Here is a 17955-nt window from a genome sequence, read left to right on the forward strand (position 1 = left end):
GGCGATCACGCCTGGCGCTGACGCACCGCTTCGAACAGACAAACGCCGGTGGCCACCGAGACGTTGAGGGAAGAGACGCTACCGGCCATCGGGATGCTGATCAGCTCATCGCAGTGTTCGCGCGTCAGGCGGCGCATGCCTTCCCCTTCCGCGCCCATCACCAGCGCCATCGCGCCGGTCATTTTGCTCTGGTACAGATTGTGGTCTGCTTCACCCGCCGTGCCGACGATCCACACGTTGTACTCCTGCAGCAGACGCATGGTGCGCGCCAGATTGGTGACGCGGATTAGCGGCACGTTTTCCGCCGCGCCGCTGGCGACTTTTTTCGCCGTGGCGTTGAGCGGTGCTGAGCGATCTTTCGGCACGATTACCGCATGCACACCGGCCGCATCGGCGCTGCGCAGGCAGGCACCCAGATTATGCGGATCGGTAACACCATCAAGAATCAGCAGGAACGGCTGATCCAGCGAGGCCAGCAGATCCGGCAGATCGCTTTCCTGATAGTTTTTGCCCGGCCTGACGCGCGCCAGGATCCCCTGATGCACGCCGCCTTCGACCTGGCTGTCGAGCCACTGGCGGTTCGCCAGCTGAATCACAATTCCCTGAGCTTCCAGTGCGGCGATCAGCGGCTGCAGGCGGCGATCGTCGCGGCCTTTAAGGATAAAAACTTCCTGAAAACGCTGGGGATCGCGCTCCAGCAGCGCCTGCACGGCGTGAATGCCAAAAATTATTTCACTCATTACTTTGCTCAAGTTTGGATGTATATCGTTGAAGACAGATAACATTAAGCAGGCTGCGCGGTTGGGCGCAGCCTGCGAAACGGGGCTGGCTGTGGTGCGTCAGCGTTGACGCACCTGGCCGCTGGCTGGCGCAGAGACCATCAGGCTTCGCTGGTCTTCTTCTTCGCTGCACGCTTCGCCTTAGTTGTGGCGGCGATTTTACGGGTTTTTTCAGAGACTTTTTTGCTTTTTTTCTCGCTTTTCTGCGCCGCAGGCTGCTTGTCGCTGCGGAAAGCGGCATCTGGCTCAAAGGTGCCCTTGCGCCCCGCGTCGCGACGACGCTTCGCGGGCGGCTTGCCGCCGCGCTTCTCACGCTCGCGCGCCGTTTTACCTTCGCCGCGCGGCACGCGTTTGCTGGAGATCAGCGCGAAATCGATCTTGCGCTCATCCATGTGCACCGCGTCAACGCGCACTTCCACCGCGTCGCCCAGACGATAAGTGCGACCGCCGGACTCGCCAATCAGCCGCTGACCCACCGGATCGAAGCGGTAGTAATCGTTGTCCAATGTGGAGACGTGCACCAGGCCATCAATGAACAGATCGTTGAGGCGCACAAAGAAGCCAAAACCGGTCACGCTGGAGATCACGCCGTTGAACACGTTCCCCACCTGATCCTGCATAAAGTCGCACTTCAGCCAGTCGGCCACATCGCGCGTCGCTTCATCGGCACGGCGTTCGGTCATCGAACAGTGCTGACCCAGCTGCAGCATCTGCTGCATGTCGTAGTGATAGCCGCCGGTTGGCGTGCTGTTGCCTTTTACCGTGCCCTGCTCTTTGGCCAGCAGATATTTGATGGCGCGGTGCAGCAGCAGATCCGGATAACGACGGATCGGCGAGGTAAAGTGCGCGTAGGACGCCAGCGCCAGGCCAAAGTGGCCGCGGTTTTCCGGATCGTACACCGCCTGCTTCATCGAACGCAGCAGCATGGTTTGCAGCATTTCGGCATCCGGACGGTCGGCGATCTGGTTCAGCAGATCGGCATAATGGATCGGCTGTGGTTTCGCTCCGCCCGGCAGGCTGAGACCCAGCTCGCCCAGCACGGTACGGAAGCTGGTGATGCTGTCTTCGCTTGGACGATCGTGATCGCGGAACAGAGAGGGTTCCTCATTTTTCTCAACGAAACGCGCCGAAGCGATATTGGCCAGAATCATGCACTCTTCGATCAGCTTGTGCGCATCGTTACGCACGGTGCGCTCGACACGCTCAATGCGCCGCTCAGCGTTGAAGATGAATTTGGCCTCATCGGTTTCAAACGAGATGCCACCGCGCTGCTCGCGTGCGGTCTCCAGTGCCTGATACATATTGTGCAGCTCTTCCAGGTGCTTCACCTGTGCCGCATATTGTTCACGCAGCTCCGGATTGCCCTGCAGAATGTTCCACACTTTGGTGTAGGTCAGACGCGCGTGCGAGTTCATCACCGCTTCGTAGTGTTTAAAGCCAGTGAGTTTACCGGCGGCCGAGATGGTCATCTCGCACACCATGCACAGGCGATCCACCTGCGGATTGAGCGAGCACAGGCCATTGGAGAGGATCTCCGGCAGCATCGGCACCACCTGCGACGGGAAGTAGACCGAGGTGCCGCGCTGATGCGCTTCATTGTCCAGCGCGGTGCCGGGACGCACGTAATAGCTGACGTCAGCAATGGCCACCCACAGGCGCCAGCCGCCGCCGCGTTTTTTCTCGCAGTACACGGCGTCATCGAAGTCGCGCGCGTCTTCACCGTCAATGGTCACCAGCGGTAGCTCACGCAGATCGACGCGGCCTTTTTTGGCGGCTTCCGGCACCTGCTCTTTCAGTCTGGAAATCTCTTGCTCAACTTCTTCCGGCCATGAGTGCGGAATTTCATGGGTGCGCAGCGCCATATCCACGGCCAGACCGGTGCCCATGTTGTCGCCGAGAATTTCGGTAATTTTGCCGATGGCTTTGCTGCGGCGCGTCGAACGCTGCACGATCTCCACCACCACGACAGAACCCATGCGCGCGTTCAGCGTCTCTTCGGCCGGGATCAGAATGTCAAAACTGAGTCGGCTGTCGTCCGGTACCACGAAGCCGGTGCCGGCATCGGTGAAGTAGCGGCCAACGATCTGGCTGTTGCGCGGTTCCAGCACGCGCACCACGCGCGCTTCACGCCGCCCTTTGCGGTCGGAGCCGCCCGGCTGGGCGAGAATCACATCGCCGTGCAGACAGAACTTCATCTGCTCCGCCGAGAGGTAGAAGTCATCTTTCTGGCCGTCAACGCGCAGGAAGCCGTAGCCATCGCGATGGCCAATGACTTTACCGCGCAGTAAATCCAGCCGCTCCGGCAGGGCATAGCACTGGCGACGGGTGAACACCAGCTGGCCGTCGCGCTCCATGGCGCGCAGGCGGCGGCGCAGCGCTTCCAGCTGCTCTTCGCTGGTGATCTTTAATTCTTCGGCGATCTCTTCGCGACTCGCCGGCTTTTCGCGCTTTTCTAATAGCGCCAGGATAAATTCCCGACTGGGAATAGGATTTTCGTACTTTTCAGCTTCTCTATCCTGAAAGGGATCTTTTGACATTACGGTTCCTCCGATGTCATTTATGTGGAATTGCCACCGGCGGTTCGGACAATAAGATGTGGTAAAGCGAATCGTTGTTTTGCACCAGATCGGCCAGCGTGTACTTATCCAGTTCCTGCAGGAACAGCTGGACCGCATCATTCAGCGCGCTACGCAGGCGACAGGCGGGATTTATCGCACACTCTTTACAGTTTACCAGCTGCAAAGGCTCCATTTTTCTCACGACATCGCCAATGACGATTTTACCCGGGTCCATGCCTAAACGAATTCCGCCGTTTTTACCGCGTGTCGCGGCAACAAAGCCGGCCCGGCTCAGTTGATTGATGATTTTCACCATGTGGTTACGCGATACCCCGTAGGTATCGGTGACTTCGGTAATGTTGGTCTGCTGACCTTGCGGCAATGTCGCCATGTAAATCAGGGCGCGCAGTCCATAATCGGTAAAACTTGTTAGCTGCACATGTACCTCAGTGAATCATCGATATTGTTGTTATTACGCACGTAAGCGCTTCGATTAACATTGATGATAAACCAGTGTGGGAAACCCGGAGCGCTTTTTTCCTGCAACTCGCGAAACCAGCAGGAAAAAATGAAGTGAGCGGAGTCAAAGAGCAGATAAACAAAGGCCGGACAGTGTCCGGCCTGCAGAACGTGATTATGCGTCGAACGGATCGCGCAGAATCATGGTCTCACTACGGTCGGGACCGGTTGAAATAATATCAATCGGCACGCCAGTCACTTCTTCAACACGTTTGATGTAATCACGTGCTGCCTGCGGCAGGCCTTCCAGTGTTTTAACACCAAAGGTGTTTTCACTCCAGCCCGGCAGGGTTTCATAAATCGGCTCGATCCCTTCCCAGCCCTCAGCGGCCAGCGGCGTGGTGGTCATCTCGCGGCCATCCGGCATGCGGTAACCAACACAGATTTTCACCTCTTTCAGGCCATCCAGCACGTCCAGTTTGGTCATGCAGAAGCCGGACAGGGAGTTGATCTGCACCGCGCGGCGCACAGCTACCGCATCCAGCCAGCCGGTACGACGACGACGGCCGGTGGTGGCACCGAACTCGTTACCTTTCTTACACAGGAACTCGCCGGTTTCATCAAACAGTTCGGTCGGGAATGGACCGGCACCGACGCGGGTCGAGTAAGCTTTGACGATGCCCAGCACGTAATCCACGTAGCGTGGACCGATACCTGAACCGGTCGCCACGCCACCAGCAGTGGTGTTGGACGAGGTCACGTACGGATAGGTACCGTGGTCGATATCCAGCAGCGTGCCCTGTGCACCTTCGAACATGATCAGATCGCCACGCTTGCGCGCGCCGTCCAGCAGTTCAGACACGTCAACGACCATGCCGGTCAGGATGTCGGCCACCGCCAGCACATCGCTCAGCACTTTATCGTAGTCTACTGCATCTTCTTTGTAGTAGTTCACCAGCTGGAAGTTGTAGAAATCAACGATCTCTTTCAGCTTCACGGCGAAGGTTTCTTTGTTGAACAGGTCGCTGACGCGCAGACCGCGACGGGCAACTTTGTCTTCGTAGGCTGGGCCGATACCACGACCGGTGGTACCGATAGCTTTGGCACCGCGCGCTTTTTCACGCGCCAGGTCCATCGCCACATGGTATTGCAGAATCAGTGGACAAGCTTCAGAGATCAGCAGACGTTCACGTACCGGCACACCGCGCGCTTCCAGACCGTTCATCTCTTTCATCAGGGCTTCAGGCGACAGCACAACACCATTACCAATGATGCTGGTGACGTTTTCACGCAGGATGCCAGAGGGAATTAAGTGGAGGACGGTTTTCTCACCGTTGATGACAAGTGTATGGCCTGCATTGTGGCCACCCTGGTAACGCACAACATATTTCGCGCGTTCAGTCAGAAGGTCTACGATCTTACCTTTACCTTCGTCACCCCATTGGGTGCCCAGTACGACGACGTTCTTACCCATTTTCTAAAATCACCGATTGCTTAAAAATGGATTCTACCATCGGATTTTCACTCTTTCAGCACTTTTAGCATACGATTGCGCTGTTTTTTGCCTGAGTTTTGATCACTACAACATGTTGGGGGCAATGCTCTGCGGCAGACACAATTTAGCTGTGCGGCAGCGCGCAGATTTGTGCTCAGCCATTCCCGTGCGTGCTCAGCATGGCGTAAATCACCACGCCAGCCACCACCAGGCCGCCACCGAAACGATGCAGGATACGGTCCGGTAGCTGCGTCATCGCCAGAATCATGCGGCGCCACAGGCGCGGCAGCAGCATTGGTCCTAAGCCCTCCAGCACCAGCACCAAAGCCAGCGCCATCCAGACGGTTGTGTTCATTCTGTTTTCCCAAAAAAAAGGCCGACATCGGTGTCGGCCTCAAGCTTATAACAGTGATTAACGCGAGACGTTAGTTGGCGCCTTCATATAGCGGAAGAAATCGCTATCCGGGCTCAGCACCATCACGTCCTGGTTGTCCGCGAAACTATTCTCATAGGCACGCAGGCTGCGGATAAAGGCGTAGAAATCAGGATCCTGGCTGAAGGCGTCGGCGAACAGCTTGGCCGCTTCACCATCCCCTTCACCACGGCTGATCAGCGCCTGACGCTGCGCTTCGGCCAGCGTACGGGTTACCTGATAATCCGCCTGGGCGCGCAGTTTTTCCGCCTCTTCCTGACCCTGTGAACGCTGGCTACGTGCGACCGCTTCACGCTCGGCGCGCATACGGTTGTAGATAGCATCAGACACTTCGGTCGGCAGGTTGATCTGCTTGATACGCACGTCGACAACCTGAATGCCCAGTGCCGCCATACTGTTCGGATTTGGCGCTGGCTCATTGCTGTTAGTCTCACGCTCAACGCGGGCAGCTGCGCTGGCAATCGCATCGTCAGCGGCTGGCGTCTGCACTTCGTCATCGTTGCCGGCACTGCCGGTGTTCAGCGCATCGCGTACGTCGGTGGTCAGACGGCCACGCGAGTCGGTGACGATGTCTTTAACATCAAGACGGCCCATTTCTGAACGCAAACGGTCGCTGAACTTACGTTTCAGCAGCACTTCCGCCTGAGACACGTCACCACCACCGGTTGCGAGGTAGTAACGGCTGAAATCACTGATGCGCCACTTGATGTAAGAGTCAACAATCAGGTCTTTCTTCTCTTTAGTGACGAAACGATCCGCCTGGTTATCCATGGTCTGGATGCGCGCATCCAGCGACTTCACGGTTTCGATAAATGGAATCTTGAAGTGCAGGCCCGGTGCGTACACCTGCGGCTTGTTCTCATCATCACGCAGCACTTTACCAAAGCGCAGCACGATACCGCGCTGGCCTTCCTGCACCACGAACAGTGAGGCGTACAGCACCACCAGTACAACAATAATTACGGCGATGATTGGCTTACGCATCGATTACTCCCTCCCTTCGCGCTGGGTATCGTTACGCAGCGCATTGGCGCGACGCTGATCCATGATGCTGTCCGGACTGTAGGACGAAGTATCGCTGCGGCCGGCACTGCTGCCCGGCGACGACGGTAACTTCATCAGATTGGCATTGTTCTGACCGCTCTGGCCGCCTGCCTGGCCGCCACGCATCAGCTGATCGAGCGGCAGCACCATCAGGCTGTTGCCACGGTCGTTAACCAGCACTTTGCGGGTATGGCTGAGCACGCGCTCCATGCTTTCAATGTAGAGACGTTCTTTGGTGATCTGCGGTGCGGCTTTGTACTCCGGCAGCAGACGCGCGAACCGCGCCACTTCACCCTGCGCTTCCAGCACGGTACGCTCTTTGTAGGCGCGCGCCTCTTCCAGGATACGCTGCGCCTGACCGTTGGCACGCGGCTGCACTTCGTTGGCGTACGCTTCGGCTTCACGCACGTACTGCTCGCGGTTTTCGCGGGCGGCAATCGCATCGTCAAACGCGGCTTTGACCTCTTCCGGTGGACGCGCCGCCTGGAAGTTGACGTCAAGCAGCGTAATACCCATGTTGTAAGGACGAATGGTTTCGTCGATTTCACGTTGGGTATCGCTACGCACCACGGTACGGCCTTCGGTGAGGATACGGTCCATGGTTGAGCGGCCAATCACGCCGCGCAGCGCGCTGTCCGTGGCCTGACGCAGGCTGTCATCGGCACTGGTCACCGCATACAGGTAGCGCTCCGGATCGGTCACGCGGTACTGCACGTTCATCTCCACGCGCACCACGTTTTCGTCCGAAGTCAGCATCACGCCAGACGCCGCCAGCTCACGCACCGCTTCGACGTTGACGGCCCGCACCTGATCGATAAAGGTCGGTTTCCAGTTGAGGCCAGGCTCAACCAGATGGCTGAATTTGCCGAAACGCGTCACTACCCCGCGTTCCGCTTCTTTGATGGTGTAGAAACCACTGGCTGCCCAGATGACCACTGCCGCCACGGCGACAATGCCAACCAGTTTGCCACCGCTGCCGCCGCTGCGCTGGCCGTTATCGCTCTGTTTGCCACCGCCCAGTCCGCCGAGTTTTTTACTCAGCTTACGGAAGATATCATCCAGATCAGGAGGTCCCTGATCGCGACCTCCTTTATTTCCCCCAGAGTTGCCGCCTTGGTTATTGCTGCTTCCCCACGGGTCGCGGTCCTGTCCGTTATTTCCGGGCTGATTCCACGCCATGTCTCTACTCCATTTATTGTATATAAGTTTACCCTGCCACGTGCCAGGCACGTCTTAGGGTAAATGAGTTGGGCAACGGTCAAACAATATAACTGGCGAGCTGCGGTTCCTGCTTGCACAAGCGGCGCCAGTCAACAATCGGCATTCGCACCTGCAAACCAACGCAGCCATCTTCTTCATTCCACTCTTTTTCAATCGCCTGCAGCTGATAGAAGCGGCTGCGCAGGCGCCCCGCTTCCGGCGGCAGACGTAAATCATACTGCGCCACTTCACCGGCTAAGCGCTCGGACAGCGCCTGCCACAGCAGCGGCAAACCGGCACCGCTCTGCGCCGACAGCCATACGCGCGTCGGCCGGTTTTCTTCATCGCGATCGATACGCGGCTCAAAGCCATCCAGCATATCGATCTTGTTCATCACCAGCAGCACCGGGATCTCATCGGCTTCAATCTCTGCCAGCACTTCGTTCACGGCGTCGATGTTGTCATTGACGCGCAAATCCGCAGCGTCAATCACGTGCAGCAGCAGCGACGCCTGACGGGTTTCCTGCAGGGTGGCTTTAAACGCCGCCACTAAGTCATGCGGCAGGTGCCGGATAAAGCCTACCGTATCCGCCAGCACCACTTCGCCGACATCGGCCACGTTCAGGCGGCGCAGCGTCGGGTCCAGCGTGGCAAACAGCTGGTCTGCAGCATACACGTTGGCTGAAGTGATGGCGTTGAACAGGGTGGATTTACCGGCGTTGGTGTAGCCCACCAGCGACACGGTCGGCACATCGGCTTTGGCGCGCGCCTGACGTCCCTGCTCACGCTGTTTTTCCACGCGTTCAAGGCGGGACAGAATCTGGCTGATGCGGCCGCGCAGTAAGCGACGGTCGGTTTCCAGCTGGGTTTCACCCGGTCCACGCAGGCCGATACCGCCTTTCTGCCGCTCAAGGTGAGTCCATCCGCGCACCAGACGGGTGGCAAGATGGCGTAACTGTGCCAGCTCGACCTGCAGTTTCCCTTCATGGGTGCGGGCGCGCTGGGCAAAAATATCGAGAATTAAGCCGGTGCGATCGATTACGCGACATTCGCACAGCCGCTCAAGATTACGTTCCTGAGCAGGGGATAAGGCATGATCGAATAAAACGACCGATGCTCCACTCGCTTTCACCGCATCGGCAATTTCAACTGCCTTTCCTTCACCGACAAAATATTTGGGATGTGGCGCTTTACGGCTGCCGGTAATCACTTGCAGCGCATCGACGCCCGCAGAAGAGACAAGAGTTTCAAACTCCTGCAAATCTTCCAGCTCTTTGTCTTGGGAGAACCAGATGTGTACCAGTACGGCCTGCTCACCGGCATCATAACGGTCAAACAAGCTATAACCTCGCTAAAATAAAATAACCAGGACGGGAAAACGGACTCGCTCCCCAGCCCTGGCTTTACGGCCGTGCAGAATTACTCTGCGTTATCGCCGTCTTGTTGTGGCTGCGACTGAGCGCCCTGGTTGCTTCCGCCGTGGTGGTAGTTACTGCCACCGCTGCCGCCCGCGTTGTTGCTATGGTGCGAAACCGGACGAGAAGGAACCACTGTCGAGATGGCGTGCTTATACACCATCTGGCTTACCGTGTTTTTCAACAGAATGACGAACTGATCGAAGGATTCAATTTGTCCCTGCAGCTTAATACCATTCACCAAATAGATCGAAACCGGTACACGTTCACGACGCAATGCGTTCAAAAACGGGTCTTGTAATGATTGCCCCTTAGCCATTCTATCTTTTCCTTATATGCTTGTTGTTTGTTACTTTGTGAACCGTGGTTCAGAAAAACTGCGTAAAAATTTGCGCACGATAACGGACCAATTGTACACAATCATCCCTGCTACGCACTAACAACCTGAAGCACCGCATTACGCGCTAATTCTGGTGCGTCACTGTCTAACCAGTGGACGTCGGGCCAGCCACGTAACCAGGTCATCTGGCGTTTAGCGAGCTGCCGGGTGGCGCAAATTCCCCGATAAACCATTTCGTCGTAATCGATTTCGCCAGACAGATAAGACCACATCTGACGGTAACCAACACAGCGAATGGAAGGCATGTCCGTATGCAAATCACCTCGTGCAAACAGTGCCCGAGCCTCCGCTTCAAAACCTAACGCTAACATCTGGTCGTAACGCAACGCGATGCGCTGGTGTAACAGTTCGCGGCTCGCCGGAGCGATGGCAAACTGGTACACATCGTAGGGTAACGCTTCACCGGCCGTTTTTGTCAGTTCCGTTAAAGTTTTACCCGAAATAAAAAAAACTTCCAGTGCTCGCGAAAGTCTCTGCGGATCATTCGGATGAATACGACTACCGGCGACCGGATCGATTTCACACAGCTGGCGGTGCAGGGCTTCCCAGCCTTTTTCCGCCGCCATTTGCTCTATTCGCTGACGCACTTCCGGATCGGCCGAGGGCAACGGCGACAATCCTTCCAGCAACGCTTTGAAGTAAAGCATGGTTCCACCAACAAGCAGCGGAATCTTACCTTTTTGGGTAATCTCCGCCATTTCTGCCAGCGCATCGCGACGAAACTCGGCAGCGGAATAGCTCTCCGCCGGGTCGCGAATGTCCAGCAAGCGATGGGGTGCCTGCGCCAACTCCTGTGCCGACGGTTTCGCCGTGCCAATATCCATCCCGCGATAGATTAAGGCAGAGTCAACGCTAATAAGTTCCACCGGAAGCTGCTGACGCAGCGCAATGGCTAATGCCGTCTTACCGGAGGCGGTCGGCCCCATCAAAAAAATTGCCTTTGGCCGGCTAGCCTGGTTCAGTTCACTCATGCTTCAACGCGTTTAGCGCGCTCTCAATCTCAAGGGTCTGTAACAGACCTGAAGGCGGCGATTTCAGCAGATGCGGACAGAGCCGTTCGAGCTCTGCCAGCAGCGTGATCGCCTGCGAGTGATTCCAGTGAGGTTCTGTTGCATCGTCGCGTCGCGCCAGCCACTGGGCCAGTGCGGAAGCAGAAACCTCTTGCTGCCGGGCGAGATAGCCTAACAGGTCTGGAATCAAGATTTGTAAATTTTGTGTTCGTAACGGTAAAGGAACGGCGCGCAGCGTCACATGCTGTCCTTCCCGTTGTAAATCAATGCCCATCTGGCTTAACAGCGCCGCCTGGGCATCAATTACGCTTAATTCTTCGTGCGCAATTTTCAGCCGTACCGGAATCAGCAGCGGCTGCGGTTTTAGCCCTTCATCACCAGGTTGCAGCTGGGCCTGTTTAAGCCAGCGCGCCGCCACGCTTAATGACAGCAGCTGCAATGTCGCCCCGCGCTCCAGCAGCGCATAGCGATCGCGTATCACGCTGAGCACCCGGCCAAAACTTTGCGTATGGGCCGCCAGCGGCGCTTCACGCGTTGCGGCCGGACGTGGCGCCGCTGCTGACTCGGCGACCGGTGCGCGTGGCGCTTCCGCCGCCGGCGTTTTTATCAGCTGCTGATAAATCGCCCCTTCACGCGCGCGATAGCCCGGCTCTTTCGACTGCCACTGAGCGCCCGTGCCGCCGGATGCGGTGCCGCTACTGCTACTGCGCGCGCCGGTTGCCGGCTGAGCAAAATGATTTGCCCCGGCAGCCTGGCGGTTTTCCGGCTGCCACTGTGGTGGCGGCTCTTCGGCATGGGCCAGCGGCAATTCGGCGCTGCGACTGGCCTGCAGCACGCTCATCACACCCTGCCAGATAAAGTCATGTACCAGCCGCGACTGATGAAAACGCACCTCATGCTTCGCAGGATGCACGTTGACATCCACCTGGTGCGGGTCAATCTCCAGATACAGCACATAGGCTGGCTGCTGATCGTCGCCGAGCTGGGTTTGGTAGGCCTGGCGGATGGCGTGATTAATCAGCTTGTCGCGCATCATGCGACCGTTAACGTAGCAGTACTGCAGGTCGGTAACCTGACGCGAACCGGCCGGATCGGCTACCCAGCCGCGCAGCGCCAGATCGTCGTGCTGCCAGTCAATGCGCAGCGCATGCTGCATAAAAGGGGTACCGCAAATCGCGCCCAGACGCCGCTCGCGCTGCGCCTCCTGCGTCACACCGCGATACTGGCGCACCAGCTTGCCGTTGTGCGTCAGCGAAATGGCCACGTCGAAACGCGCCAGGGCAATGCGGCGAATCACCTCATCAATATGGGTGAATTCGGTTTTTTCGGTGCGCATGAATTTACGGCGGGCAGGCGTGTTGTAAAACAGATCGAGCACTTCCAGCGAGGTGCCCACCGGGTGCGCGGCGGGTTTGACTGTCACCGCCATATCGCGCCCTTCGGCGTAGGCCTGCCAGGCTTCCTGCTGATCGGCGGTGCGCGACGTCAGCGTCAGACGCGACACCGAGCTGATACTGGCCAGCGCTTCGCCGCGAAAGCCGAGGCTGACAATCGCCTCCAGGTCATCCAGCGAGGCGATCTTGCTGGTGGCGTGACGGGCCAGCGCCATCGCCAGCTCACCTCTGGCGATACCGCAGCCGTTGTCGCGGATGCGAATCAGCTTTGCACCGCCCTTTTCAATATCCACCTCAATGCGCGTCGCTCCGGCATCGAGGCTGTTCTCCACCAGCTCTTTTACGACCGAAGCCGGGCGCTCAACCACTTCGCCGGCGGCAATCTGGTTCGCCAGCTGGGGCGGTAAAATCTGTATTGGCATGGTGGTGATCCTTATCAGGTATGGGCTGCGCGCAGCCCCACATCAGGATTGTGGAATCTTTAAATTTTGCCCCAGCATCACGTTGCTCGACTTCATGTTATTCGCCTGCATGATGGCTTTCGGGCTGACGCCGTACTTCGCGGCAATCGCCGTCAGCGAATCCCCGCGCACCACTTTGTGCCGCGCCGGACGGCGGGCCGCGCTGCTGACGCCGGAGCCGGCCGGCACTTTCAGCCGCTGCCCGACCCACACCACGTCACGCTTCAGGTTATTCAGCTCGCGCAATGTCGCCATACTGACACCGTATCGGGCGGCAATGCCGGACAGCGTCTCGCCACGCGTCACGGTGTGGCGCTGGGTTGCGCCGGTGTACTGTACGGTACCGGTCGCCGGGTTGCTGGCGACGCTAACCGCTGGTGCGCTGTCCAGCGGCCGGTTTTCCTCCTTTGGGACCGATTGCAGCGGATGCGCGAGGAAATAGTTGCGCAGTCCCTTGTAAATCGACTGGGCAATCTTTTCCTGATACGCGCTGCTGCCGAGCAGCCGCTCCTCCCCGGCGTTACTGATAAAGCCGGTTTCAACCAGTAAAGAAGGAATGTCCGGCGAACGCAGCACGCCAAGGCTGGCATGTTCCGGCAGACGTTTGTGCAGCGGCGTCACACCGCGCAGCTGCTGCAGCACCTTGACCGCCACGTCGTAGCCGACGCGCTGTGAATGGCCAAACTGCAGATCCAGTACCGCCTGGCTCAGGTAGGGATCGGCCTGACTGTTTGCCAGCAGGTCGCCCGCGCCGCCCAGCAGTTCAGACTGTTTCTCTTTCTGCTCCAGCCAGTTAGCCATTTCGCTGTTGGCGCGGCGGTTGGACAGCACCCACACCGAAGCGCCGGTGGCAGAGTGATTTGGCGCGGCGTCGGCGTGAATCGATACCAGCAGGTTCGCGTTCTCTTTACGCGCCACCTCAGAACGGCCCATCACCGAAATAAAGTAGTCGCCGTTACGCGTCAGCACCGGTTTGAACATCGGGTCCTGATCCATCAGCGCTTTAAGCTTACGGGCAATAGCGATGGTGACATTCTTCTCATGCAAACCATGCTGGCCCGAGGCGCCCGGATCCTGACCGCCGTGTCCGGCATCAATCGCCACGATCACCGCATCGTTACGGCTGACCGCACCGCCCGGACGCACCGTGGTATTGCTGCTGGTCACCGCCGTCACCGGATTGGCGTTGAACGGATTGCCCTGGCTGGTGGTCGCGGCGCTGTCGCTCTGGCGCGCACGCGTCACCGGTGCGGCCGCCGTGCTGCGTCTGGCGGGCTGCGTTCCGCTGATGGTGAACACCACGCGGTACTGATTGCCGTCACGCTGCGTACTGGCGCGCGTTTTCGCCGCCTGCGTCAGCTCAAACACCAGCCGGATGCTCTGCTTATCCTTCGGCTGGCTGTTGCGAATACGTTTGACGATGTTATCGCCGCTAAAGTTGAGCGGCAGGCCCTGAATACTGCCGCTCTGGCGAATATCCAGCACCACCCGGTTCGGGTTGTGCAACGGAAAGAAGCCATACACCGGCTGGCCGTTGAAGCTCAGCGTCACCGTCGCCTGGCTGTCACCGTTATCCACTTTAATGTCTGACAGCGTCGCAGCCAGCGCCGGGGTGGAGAACCAACACAGCAGGGCCAGCAAAATCCCTGTAACGCGTGCCATCATGCCGGTTCCCTGCCCTGCTGAAACTGCTGCAGCAGCGTGTTGCCCAGCGGCGAATGCGCGCTGATCTCCGCTTCGCGTGCGTTAGCGACATAGCGCAGCGTCAGCGCCAGATCGGGCTCCGGCAGCACGCCCGCGCCCTGCTGCGGCCACTCTACCAGGCACAGCGCGTCGCCGCTGAAGTAGTCACGGATGCCCATAAACTCCAGCTCTTCCGGGTCGGCAAGGCGATAGAGATCGAAGTGGTACAGGCTGCGGTCGCCCAGTTGATAGGGCTCGACCAGCGTATAGGTTGGGCTTTTGACGTTGCCCTGATGGCCAAGCGCCTGCAAAAAGCCGCGGCTGAAGGTGGTTTTACCGGCACCCAGATCGCCATACAGATAGATCACCACCGCGCTGCTGCAAACGCGGGCCAGTTGCGCACCCAGATTCAGGGTTGCCGCCTCATCGGGCAAAGGAATAACACAGGTCTTCATGCTTTATTGTTGGATCATCTCTGGATTAACAAACTGCCACAGCAGTGCGAACAAATCAGTGGCTAACATGCCGCGCGTCCCGCGCTGTCGCGCTACCGCATCAGCCGCGGCACCGTGCGCAACACAGCCGGCACAGGCGGCGTCAAACAGGGTGGCCTGCTGGCCCAGCAGGGCGGCGATAATACCGCTCAGCACATCGCCCATGCCGCCGGACGCCATGCCCGCGTTGCCGACATCCGCAATCGCCATTTCGCCGGCCGCGCTGGCGATTACCGTCCCGGCACCTTTCAGTACCACCACGCCACCGTAGCGTTTTACCAGGGTCTGCGCGGCATGTAAGCGGTCACTCTCAACCTCAGCGGTTTTCACCCCAAGCAGGCGTGCCGCCTCGCCGGGATGCGGCGTAATGATGCGATTCTGACGGTTATCTGCATTGATTGCCAGCAGGTTAAGCGCATCAGCATCCCAAAGCATCGGCTTTTCACTCAGTGCCACCTTTTTCAGTGCCTTCTGAGCCCATTCACGCTGGCCGAGCCCCGGTCCGATGGCGATGACATCGGCCCACGCCAGCGCGTCATCCAGCCGCGCATCGCTCAGGGCATCCACCATCAGCTCCGGCCGCGCGCTGAGAATCGGGCCAATATTATCTTCATGCGTTAATACCCGCACAAGTCCGGCACCGCTGCGCAACGCCGCTTCGCCGGTCATGCGAATCGCGCCGGCCGTACCGCTGTCGCCGCCGACCACCAGCAATCGGCCGTGATCGCCTTTGTGCGAAGTGGCTTTACGCGGCTTCAGCCAGCGCGACAAATCCTGGGCGGCGTAGCGATGAATCGGTGCCGGCTCGCCGGCCAGAAACGCGTCCAGACCAAGCGTCGCGCAATGCAGCACGCCGACATGGTCGCGCGCTTTGCCAGTGAGCAGGCCAGGCTTTAGCGCGATCATGCTCAGCGTGCAGTCCGCCACCACTGCGGCACCTGGCGTGGTGCCGCTGGCCGCAACCAGCCCGGAAGGGATGTCGACGGCCAGCACCGGCGCAGCGTGCGCGTTGATCTGTTCAATCAGCGACTGATAAGGCGCGGCAGGTGCGCGATTCAGCCCGGTGCCAAGCAGCGCATCAACAATCACGTCGATGTGTTCCGGCCAGGCAGCGTCGGCGGCATGAATCACGCCGCCCGCCGCCAGCCAGCCGTCGCGCGCCTGCTCTGCTTCTCCCGGCAGCGGACGTTCGCTGTCACAGGCCAGCAGCGTCACGCTCAGCCCGGCGGCCTGCGCCAGCCGCGCCACTACATAGCCATCGCCGCCGTTATTGCCGTGGCCGCATAAGATCAGCCAGTGCTGAGCCTGCGGCCACTGCCGGCGAATCAGTTCATAGCTGGCCTGCCCGGCGCGCTGCATCAGTTCATACAGCGTCAGTCCCAGGCTATCGGCGGCGTCGCGCTCCAGTTGCGGCATGGCCTGCGCAGGCCAGACAGAGTGTGGTAAACTGCGCGCGTTTGCTTCAATTGCCTGGTCTCTCATGTCATACCCTCTCGATCTTCAACAGCTCGCTCAACAGATTAAACAGTGGGGGCGCGACCTCGGCTTTCAGCAGGTGGGTATTTGCGATACCGACCTGAGCGCCGAAGAACCCAAACTGCAGCAGTGGCTGGAGAAACAGTATCACGGCGAGATGGACTGGATGGCGCGTCACGGCATGATGCGCGCCCGTCCGCATGAACTGCTGCCCGGCACGCTGCGCGTGATCAGCGTGCGCATGAACTATCTTCCGGCCAAAGCCGCGTTTGCCAGCACGCTCAAAAACCCGCAGCTGGGTTATGTCAGCCGCTACGCGCTGGGCCGCGATTACCACAAAGTATTGCGCAATCGACTGAAAAAGCTCGGAGAAAAGATTCAGGCCCATTGCGGCGAACTCAATTTTCGTCCGTTTGTCGACTCCGCGCCAATTCTGGAGCGGCCGATTGCCGTCAAAGCCGGCCTCGGCTGGACCGGCAAACATTCGCTGGTGCTGAATCGCGAAGCCGGTTCGTGGTTTTTTCTCGGCGAACTGCTGATTGATCTGCCCCTGCCGGTTGATCAGCCACAGCCGGAACAGTGCGGGCGCTGCGTCGCCTGCATGACCATCTGCCCGACCGGCGCCATCGTCGAACCTTATGTGGTTGATGCGCGCCGCTGCATCTCCTATCTCACCATTGAACTGGAAGGCGCTATCCCCGAAGCGCTGCGTCCGCTGATCGGCAACCGCATTTACGGCTGTGACGACTGCCAGCTGATCTGCCCATGGAACCGCTATGGTCAGCTGACCGATGAAGAGGATTTTTCGCCGCGCGCGGTGCTGCACGCGCCGCAGCTGGTCGACCTGTTCGGCTGGGATGAAGCGCGTTTTCTGCGCGTCACGGAAGGCTCCGCCATTCGCCGCATCGGCCATCTGCGCTGGCTGCGTAATGTGGCGGTAGCGCTGGGCAATGCGCCCTGGGCGGAAGCGAATCTTACGGCATTACAGCAGCGCCGTGGTGAGCATCCGCTGCTGGATGAGCACATTGACTGGGCGATCGCGCAGCAGCAGCAAAAACGCGCGGCGCAGGCGATTGAGGTGCAATCAGCACAGCAGCAGCGGCTGGTGCGCGCCGTCGAGAAAGGGTTACCGCGTGATGCATGATTGAGCAATCGCGCAGGATATTATGCTTTTCCACATGCTGTGAATAAAATTATTTCACCGAATAGTGACATGGATCGTTATTTCGTCCAGCGAGGCCATTCACAGTCTGAAATATCATTTACCTGAATATATTCAAAAGGTTAGATGATTACTGTAAACATTTGCGTAGCGTTTCGCGCGCACGGGCTTGTCCAGAGCTTGTGGATAACTCTGTTCAAAACGGTTTTGCAGATAGGGTAAAACGCCGCCAGCACGTTGCGGGCGCATTGTGGATAACCTGTAAGATTACTGCAACAGAGACAGACATCACGGCCACTGACGCGGCGTGCAAAATTTCCAGATAACAAACGGAACCGCACAGGTAAAACAAACTGCAGCAGTGGTATGTCTGATTGTGCCCGGAGGCAAATAACATTAGTGAATATGAAAATCTGGAGCGGGAAACGAGACTCGAACTCGCGACCCCGACCTTGGCAAGGTCGTGCTCTACCAACTGAGCTATTCCCGCAT

15 protein-coding genes and 1 tRNA gene are annotated in these 17955 nt (G+C 58.6%); 1 reads left to right on the top strand and 15 read right to left on the bottom strand.

Annotated elements, in window-relative coordinates; genetic code table 11:
* Positions 1-5: 5 nt before the first annotated feature.
* The 14 genes from rlmB to nnr form a co-directional block, all read right to left on the bottom strand.
* Positions 6-740: a 23S rRNA (guanosine(2251)-2'-O)-methyltransferase RlmB gene (gene rlmB, locus MXF20_RS12750; protein ID WP_325969668.1), complete on the bottom strand. Its 735-nt coding sequence runs from the start codon at positions 738-740 to the stop codon at positions 6-8.
* A gap of 140 nt (positions 741-880) precedes the next feature.
* Complete coding sequence (gene rnr, locus MXF20_RS12755; RefSeq protein WP_325969669.1) at positions 881-3316, bottom strand: ribonuclease R; 2436 nt, start codon at positions 3314-3316, stop codon at positions 881-883.
* Positions 3317-3332: 16 nt separating this feature from the next.
* A complete protein-coding gene (gene nsrR, locus MXF20_RS12760; protein ID WP_325969670.1) occupies positions 3333-3776 on the bottom strand; it encodes a nitric oxide-sensing transcriptional repressor NsrR in 444 nt (147 codons plus the stop codon).
* Positions 3777-3971: 195 nt separating this feature from the next.
* Positions 3972-5270, bottom strand: a complete 1299-nt coding sequence (locus tag MXF20_RS12765; RefSeq protein ID WP_104188201.1) for an adenylosuccinate synthase — start codon at positions 5268-5270, stop codon at positions 3972-3974.
* Between the two features lie 175 nt (positions 5271-5445).
* Positions 5446-5646 carry a DUF2065 domain-containing protein gene (locus tag MXF20_RS12770; RefSeq protein ID WP_325969671.1) on the bottom strand — a complete coding sequence of 67 codons (201 nt, stop codon included), beginning with the start codon at positions 5644-5646 and terminating at the stop codon, positions 5446-5448.
* A gap of 57 nt (positions 5647-5703) precedes the next feature.
* Positions 5704-6708: a protease modulator HflC gene (gene hflC, locus MXF20_RS12775; protein ID WP_021509761.1), complete on the bottom strand. Its 1005-nt coding sequence runs from the start codon at positions 6706-6708 to the stop codon at positions 5704-5706.
* Positions 6709-6711: 3 nt separating this feature from the next.
* Positions 6712-7947, bottom strand: a complete 1236-nt coding sequence (gene hflK, locus MXF20_RS12780) for an FtsH protease activity modulator HflK (protein ID WP_325969672.1) — start codon at positions 7945-7947, stop codon at positions 6712-6714.
* Positions 7948-8026: 79 nt separating this feature from the next.
* The gene (gene hflX, locus MXF20_RS12785; RefSeq protein WP_021509763.1) at positions 8027-9307 is read right to left on the bottom strand and encodes a ribosome rescue GTPase HflX; all 1281 of its coding nucleotides are present in this window, start codon (positions 9305-9307) and stop codon (positions 8027-8029) included.
* Positions 9308-9387: 80 nt separating this feature from the next.
* Positions 9388-9702: an RNA chaperone Hfq gene (gene hfq, locus MXF20_RS12790; RefSeq protein ID WP_010618006.1), complete on the bottom strand. Its 315-nt coding sequence runs from the start codon at positions 9700-9702 to the stop codon at positions 9388-9390.
* A 110-nt stretch (positions 9703-9812) separates the two neighbouring features.
* Positions 9813-10754 (bottom strand): tRNA (adenosine(37)-N6)-dimethylallyltransferase MiaA, encoded by a 942-nt coding sequence (gene miaA, locus MXF20_RS12795; RefSeq protein WP_325969673.1) that lies wholly within the window; start codon positions 10752-10754, stop codon positions 9813-9815.
* Complete coding sequence (gene mutL, locus MXF20_RS12800) at positions 10747-12609, bottom strand: DNA mismatch repair endonuclease MutL (protein ID WP_325969674.1); 1863 nt, start codon at positions 12607-12609, stop codon at positions 10747-10749. The genes miaA and mutL overlap by 8 nt, the downstream gene beginning before the upstream one ends.
* 42 nt (positions 12610-12651) lie before the next feature.
* Complete coding sequence (gene amiB, locus MXF20_RS12805) at positions 12652-14313, bottom strand: N-acetylmuramoyl-L-alanine amidase AmiB (protein ID WP_325969675.1); 1662 nt, start codon at positions 14311-14313, stop codon at positions 12652-12654.
* Complete coding sequence (tsaE, locus tag MXF20_RS12810; RefSeq protein ID WP_325969676.1) at positions 14310-14786, bottom strand: tRNA (adenosine(37)-N6)-threonylcarbamoyltransferase complex ATPase subunit type 1 TsaE; 477 nt, start codon at positions 14784-14786, stop codon at positions 14310-14312. Before tsaE ends, amiB begins: the two co-directional genes overlap by 4 nt.
* Positions 14787-14789: 3 nt before the next feature.
* Positions 14790-16307, bottom strand: coding sequence for a bifunctional ADP-dependent NAD(P)H-hydrate dehydratase/NAD(P)H-hydrate epimerase (nnr, locus tag MXF20_RS12815; protein WP_325969677.1), 1518 nt, complete (start codon positions 16305-16307; stop codon positions 14790-14792).
* Between nnr and queG the strand changes: the two genes are divergently transcribed.
* The gene (gene queG / locus MXF20_RS12820; protein WP_325969678.1) at positions 16306-17445 is read left to right on the top strand and encodes a tRNA epoxyqueuosine(34) reductase QueG; all 1140 of its coding nucleotides are present in this window, start codon (positions 16306-16308) and stop codon (positions 17443-17445) included. The genes nnr and queG overlap by 2 nt on opposite strands.
* A 432-nt stretch (positions 17446-17877) precedes the next feature.
* Here the strand turns inward: queG and MXF20_RS12825 are convergent.
* Positions 17878-17953: transfer RNA gene (locus tag MXF20_RS12825), tRNA-Gly, on the bottom strand.
* Positions 17954-17955 lie beyond the last annotated feature (2 nt).

It is taken from the genome of Pantoea dispersa (assembly GCF_035783935.1).
GTDB classification, from domain to species: Bacteria; Pseudomonadota; Gammaproteobacteria; order Enterobacterales; family Enterobacteriaceae; genus Pantoea; species Pantoea dispersa_C.

Excerpts from the sequence above, each read along its gene's own strand:
- rnr (WP_325969669.1), bottom strand. The coding sequence starts at position 3,316 with ATGTCAAAAGATCCCTTTCAGGATAGAGAAGCTGAAAAGTACGAAAAT.
- MXF20_RS12770 (WP_325969671.1), bottom strand. The coding sequence starts at position 5,646 with ATGAACACAACCGTCTGGATGGCGCTGGCTTTGGTGCTGGTGCTGGAG.
- tsaE (WP_325969676.1), bottom strand. The coding sequence starts at position 14,786 with ATGAAGACCTGTGTTATTCCTTTGCCCGATGAGGCGGCAACCCTGAAT.
- amiB (WP_325969675.1), bottom strand. The coding sequence starts at position 14,313 with ATGATGGCACGCGTTACAGGGATTTTGCTGGCCCTGCTGTGTTGGTTC.
- nnr (WP_325969677.1), bottom strand. The coding sequence starts at position 16,307 with ATGAGAGACCAGGCAATTGAAGCAAACGCGCGCAGTTTACCACACTCT.
- mutL (WP_325969674.1), bottom strand. The coding sequence starts at position 12,609 with ATGCCAATACAGATTTTACCGCCCCAGCTGGCGAACCAGATTGCCGCC.
- hflC (WP_021509761.1), bottom strand. The coding sequence starts at position 6,708 with ATGCGTAAGCCAATCATCGCCGTAATTATTGTTGTACTGGTGGTGCTG.
- queG (WP_325969678.1), top strand. The coding sequence starts at position 16,306 with ATGTCATACCCTCTCGATCTTCAACAGCTCGCTCAACAGATTAAACAG.
- MXF20_RS12765 (WP_104188201.1), bottom strand. The coding sequence starts at position 5,270 with ATGGGTAAGAACGTCGTCGTACTGGGCACCCAATGGGGTGACGAAGGT.
- miaA (WP_325969673.1), bottom strand. The coding sequence starts at position 10,754 with ATGAGTGAACTGAACCAGGCTAGCCGGCCAAAGGCAATTTTTTTGATG.
- hfq (WP_010618006.1), bottom strand. The coding sequence starts at position 9,702 with ATGGCTAAGGGGCAATCATTACAAGACCCGTTTTTGAACGCATTGCGT.
- hflK (WP_325969672.1), bottom strand. The coding sequence starts at position 7,947 with ATGGCGTGGAATCAGCCCGGAAATAACGGACAGGACCGCGACCCGTGG.
- rlmB (WP_325969668.1), bottom strand. The coding sequence starts at position 740 with ATGAGTGAAATAATTTTTGGCATTCACGCCGTGCAGGCGCTGCTGGAG.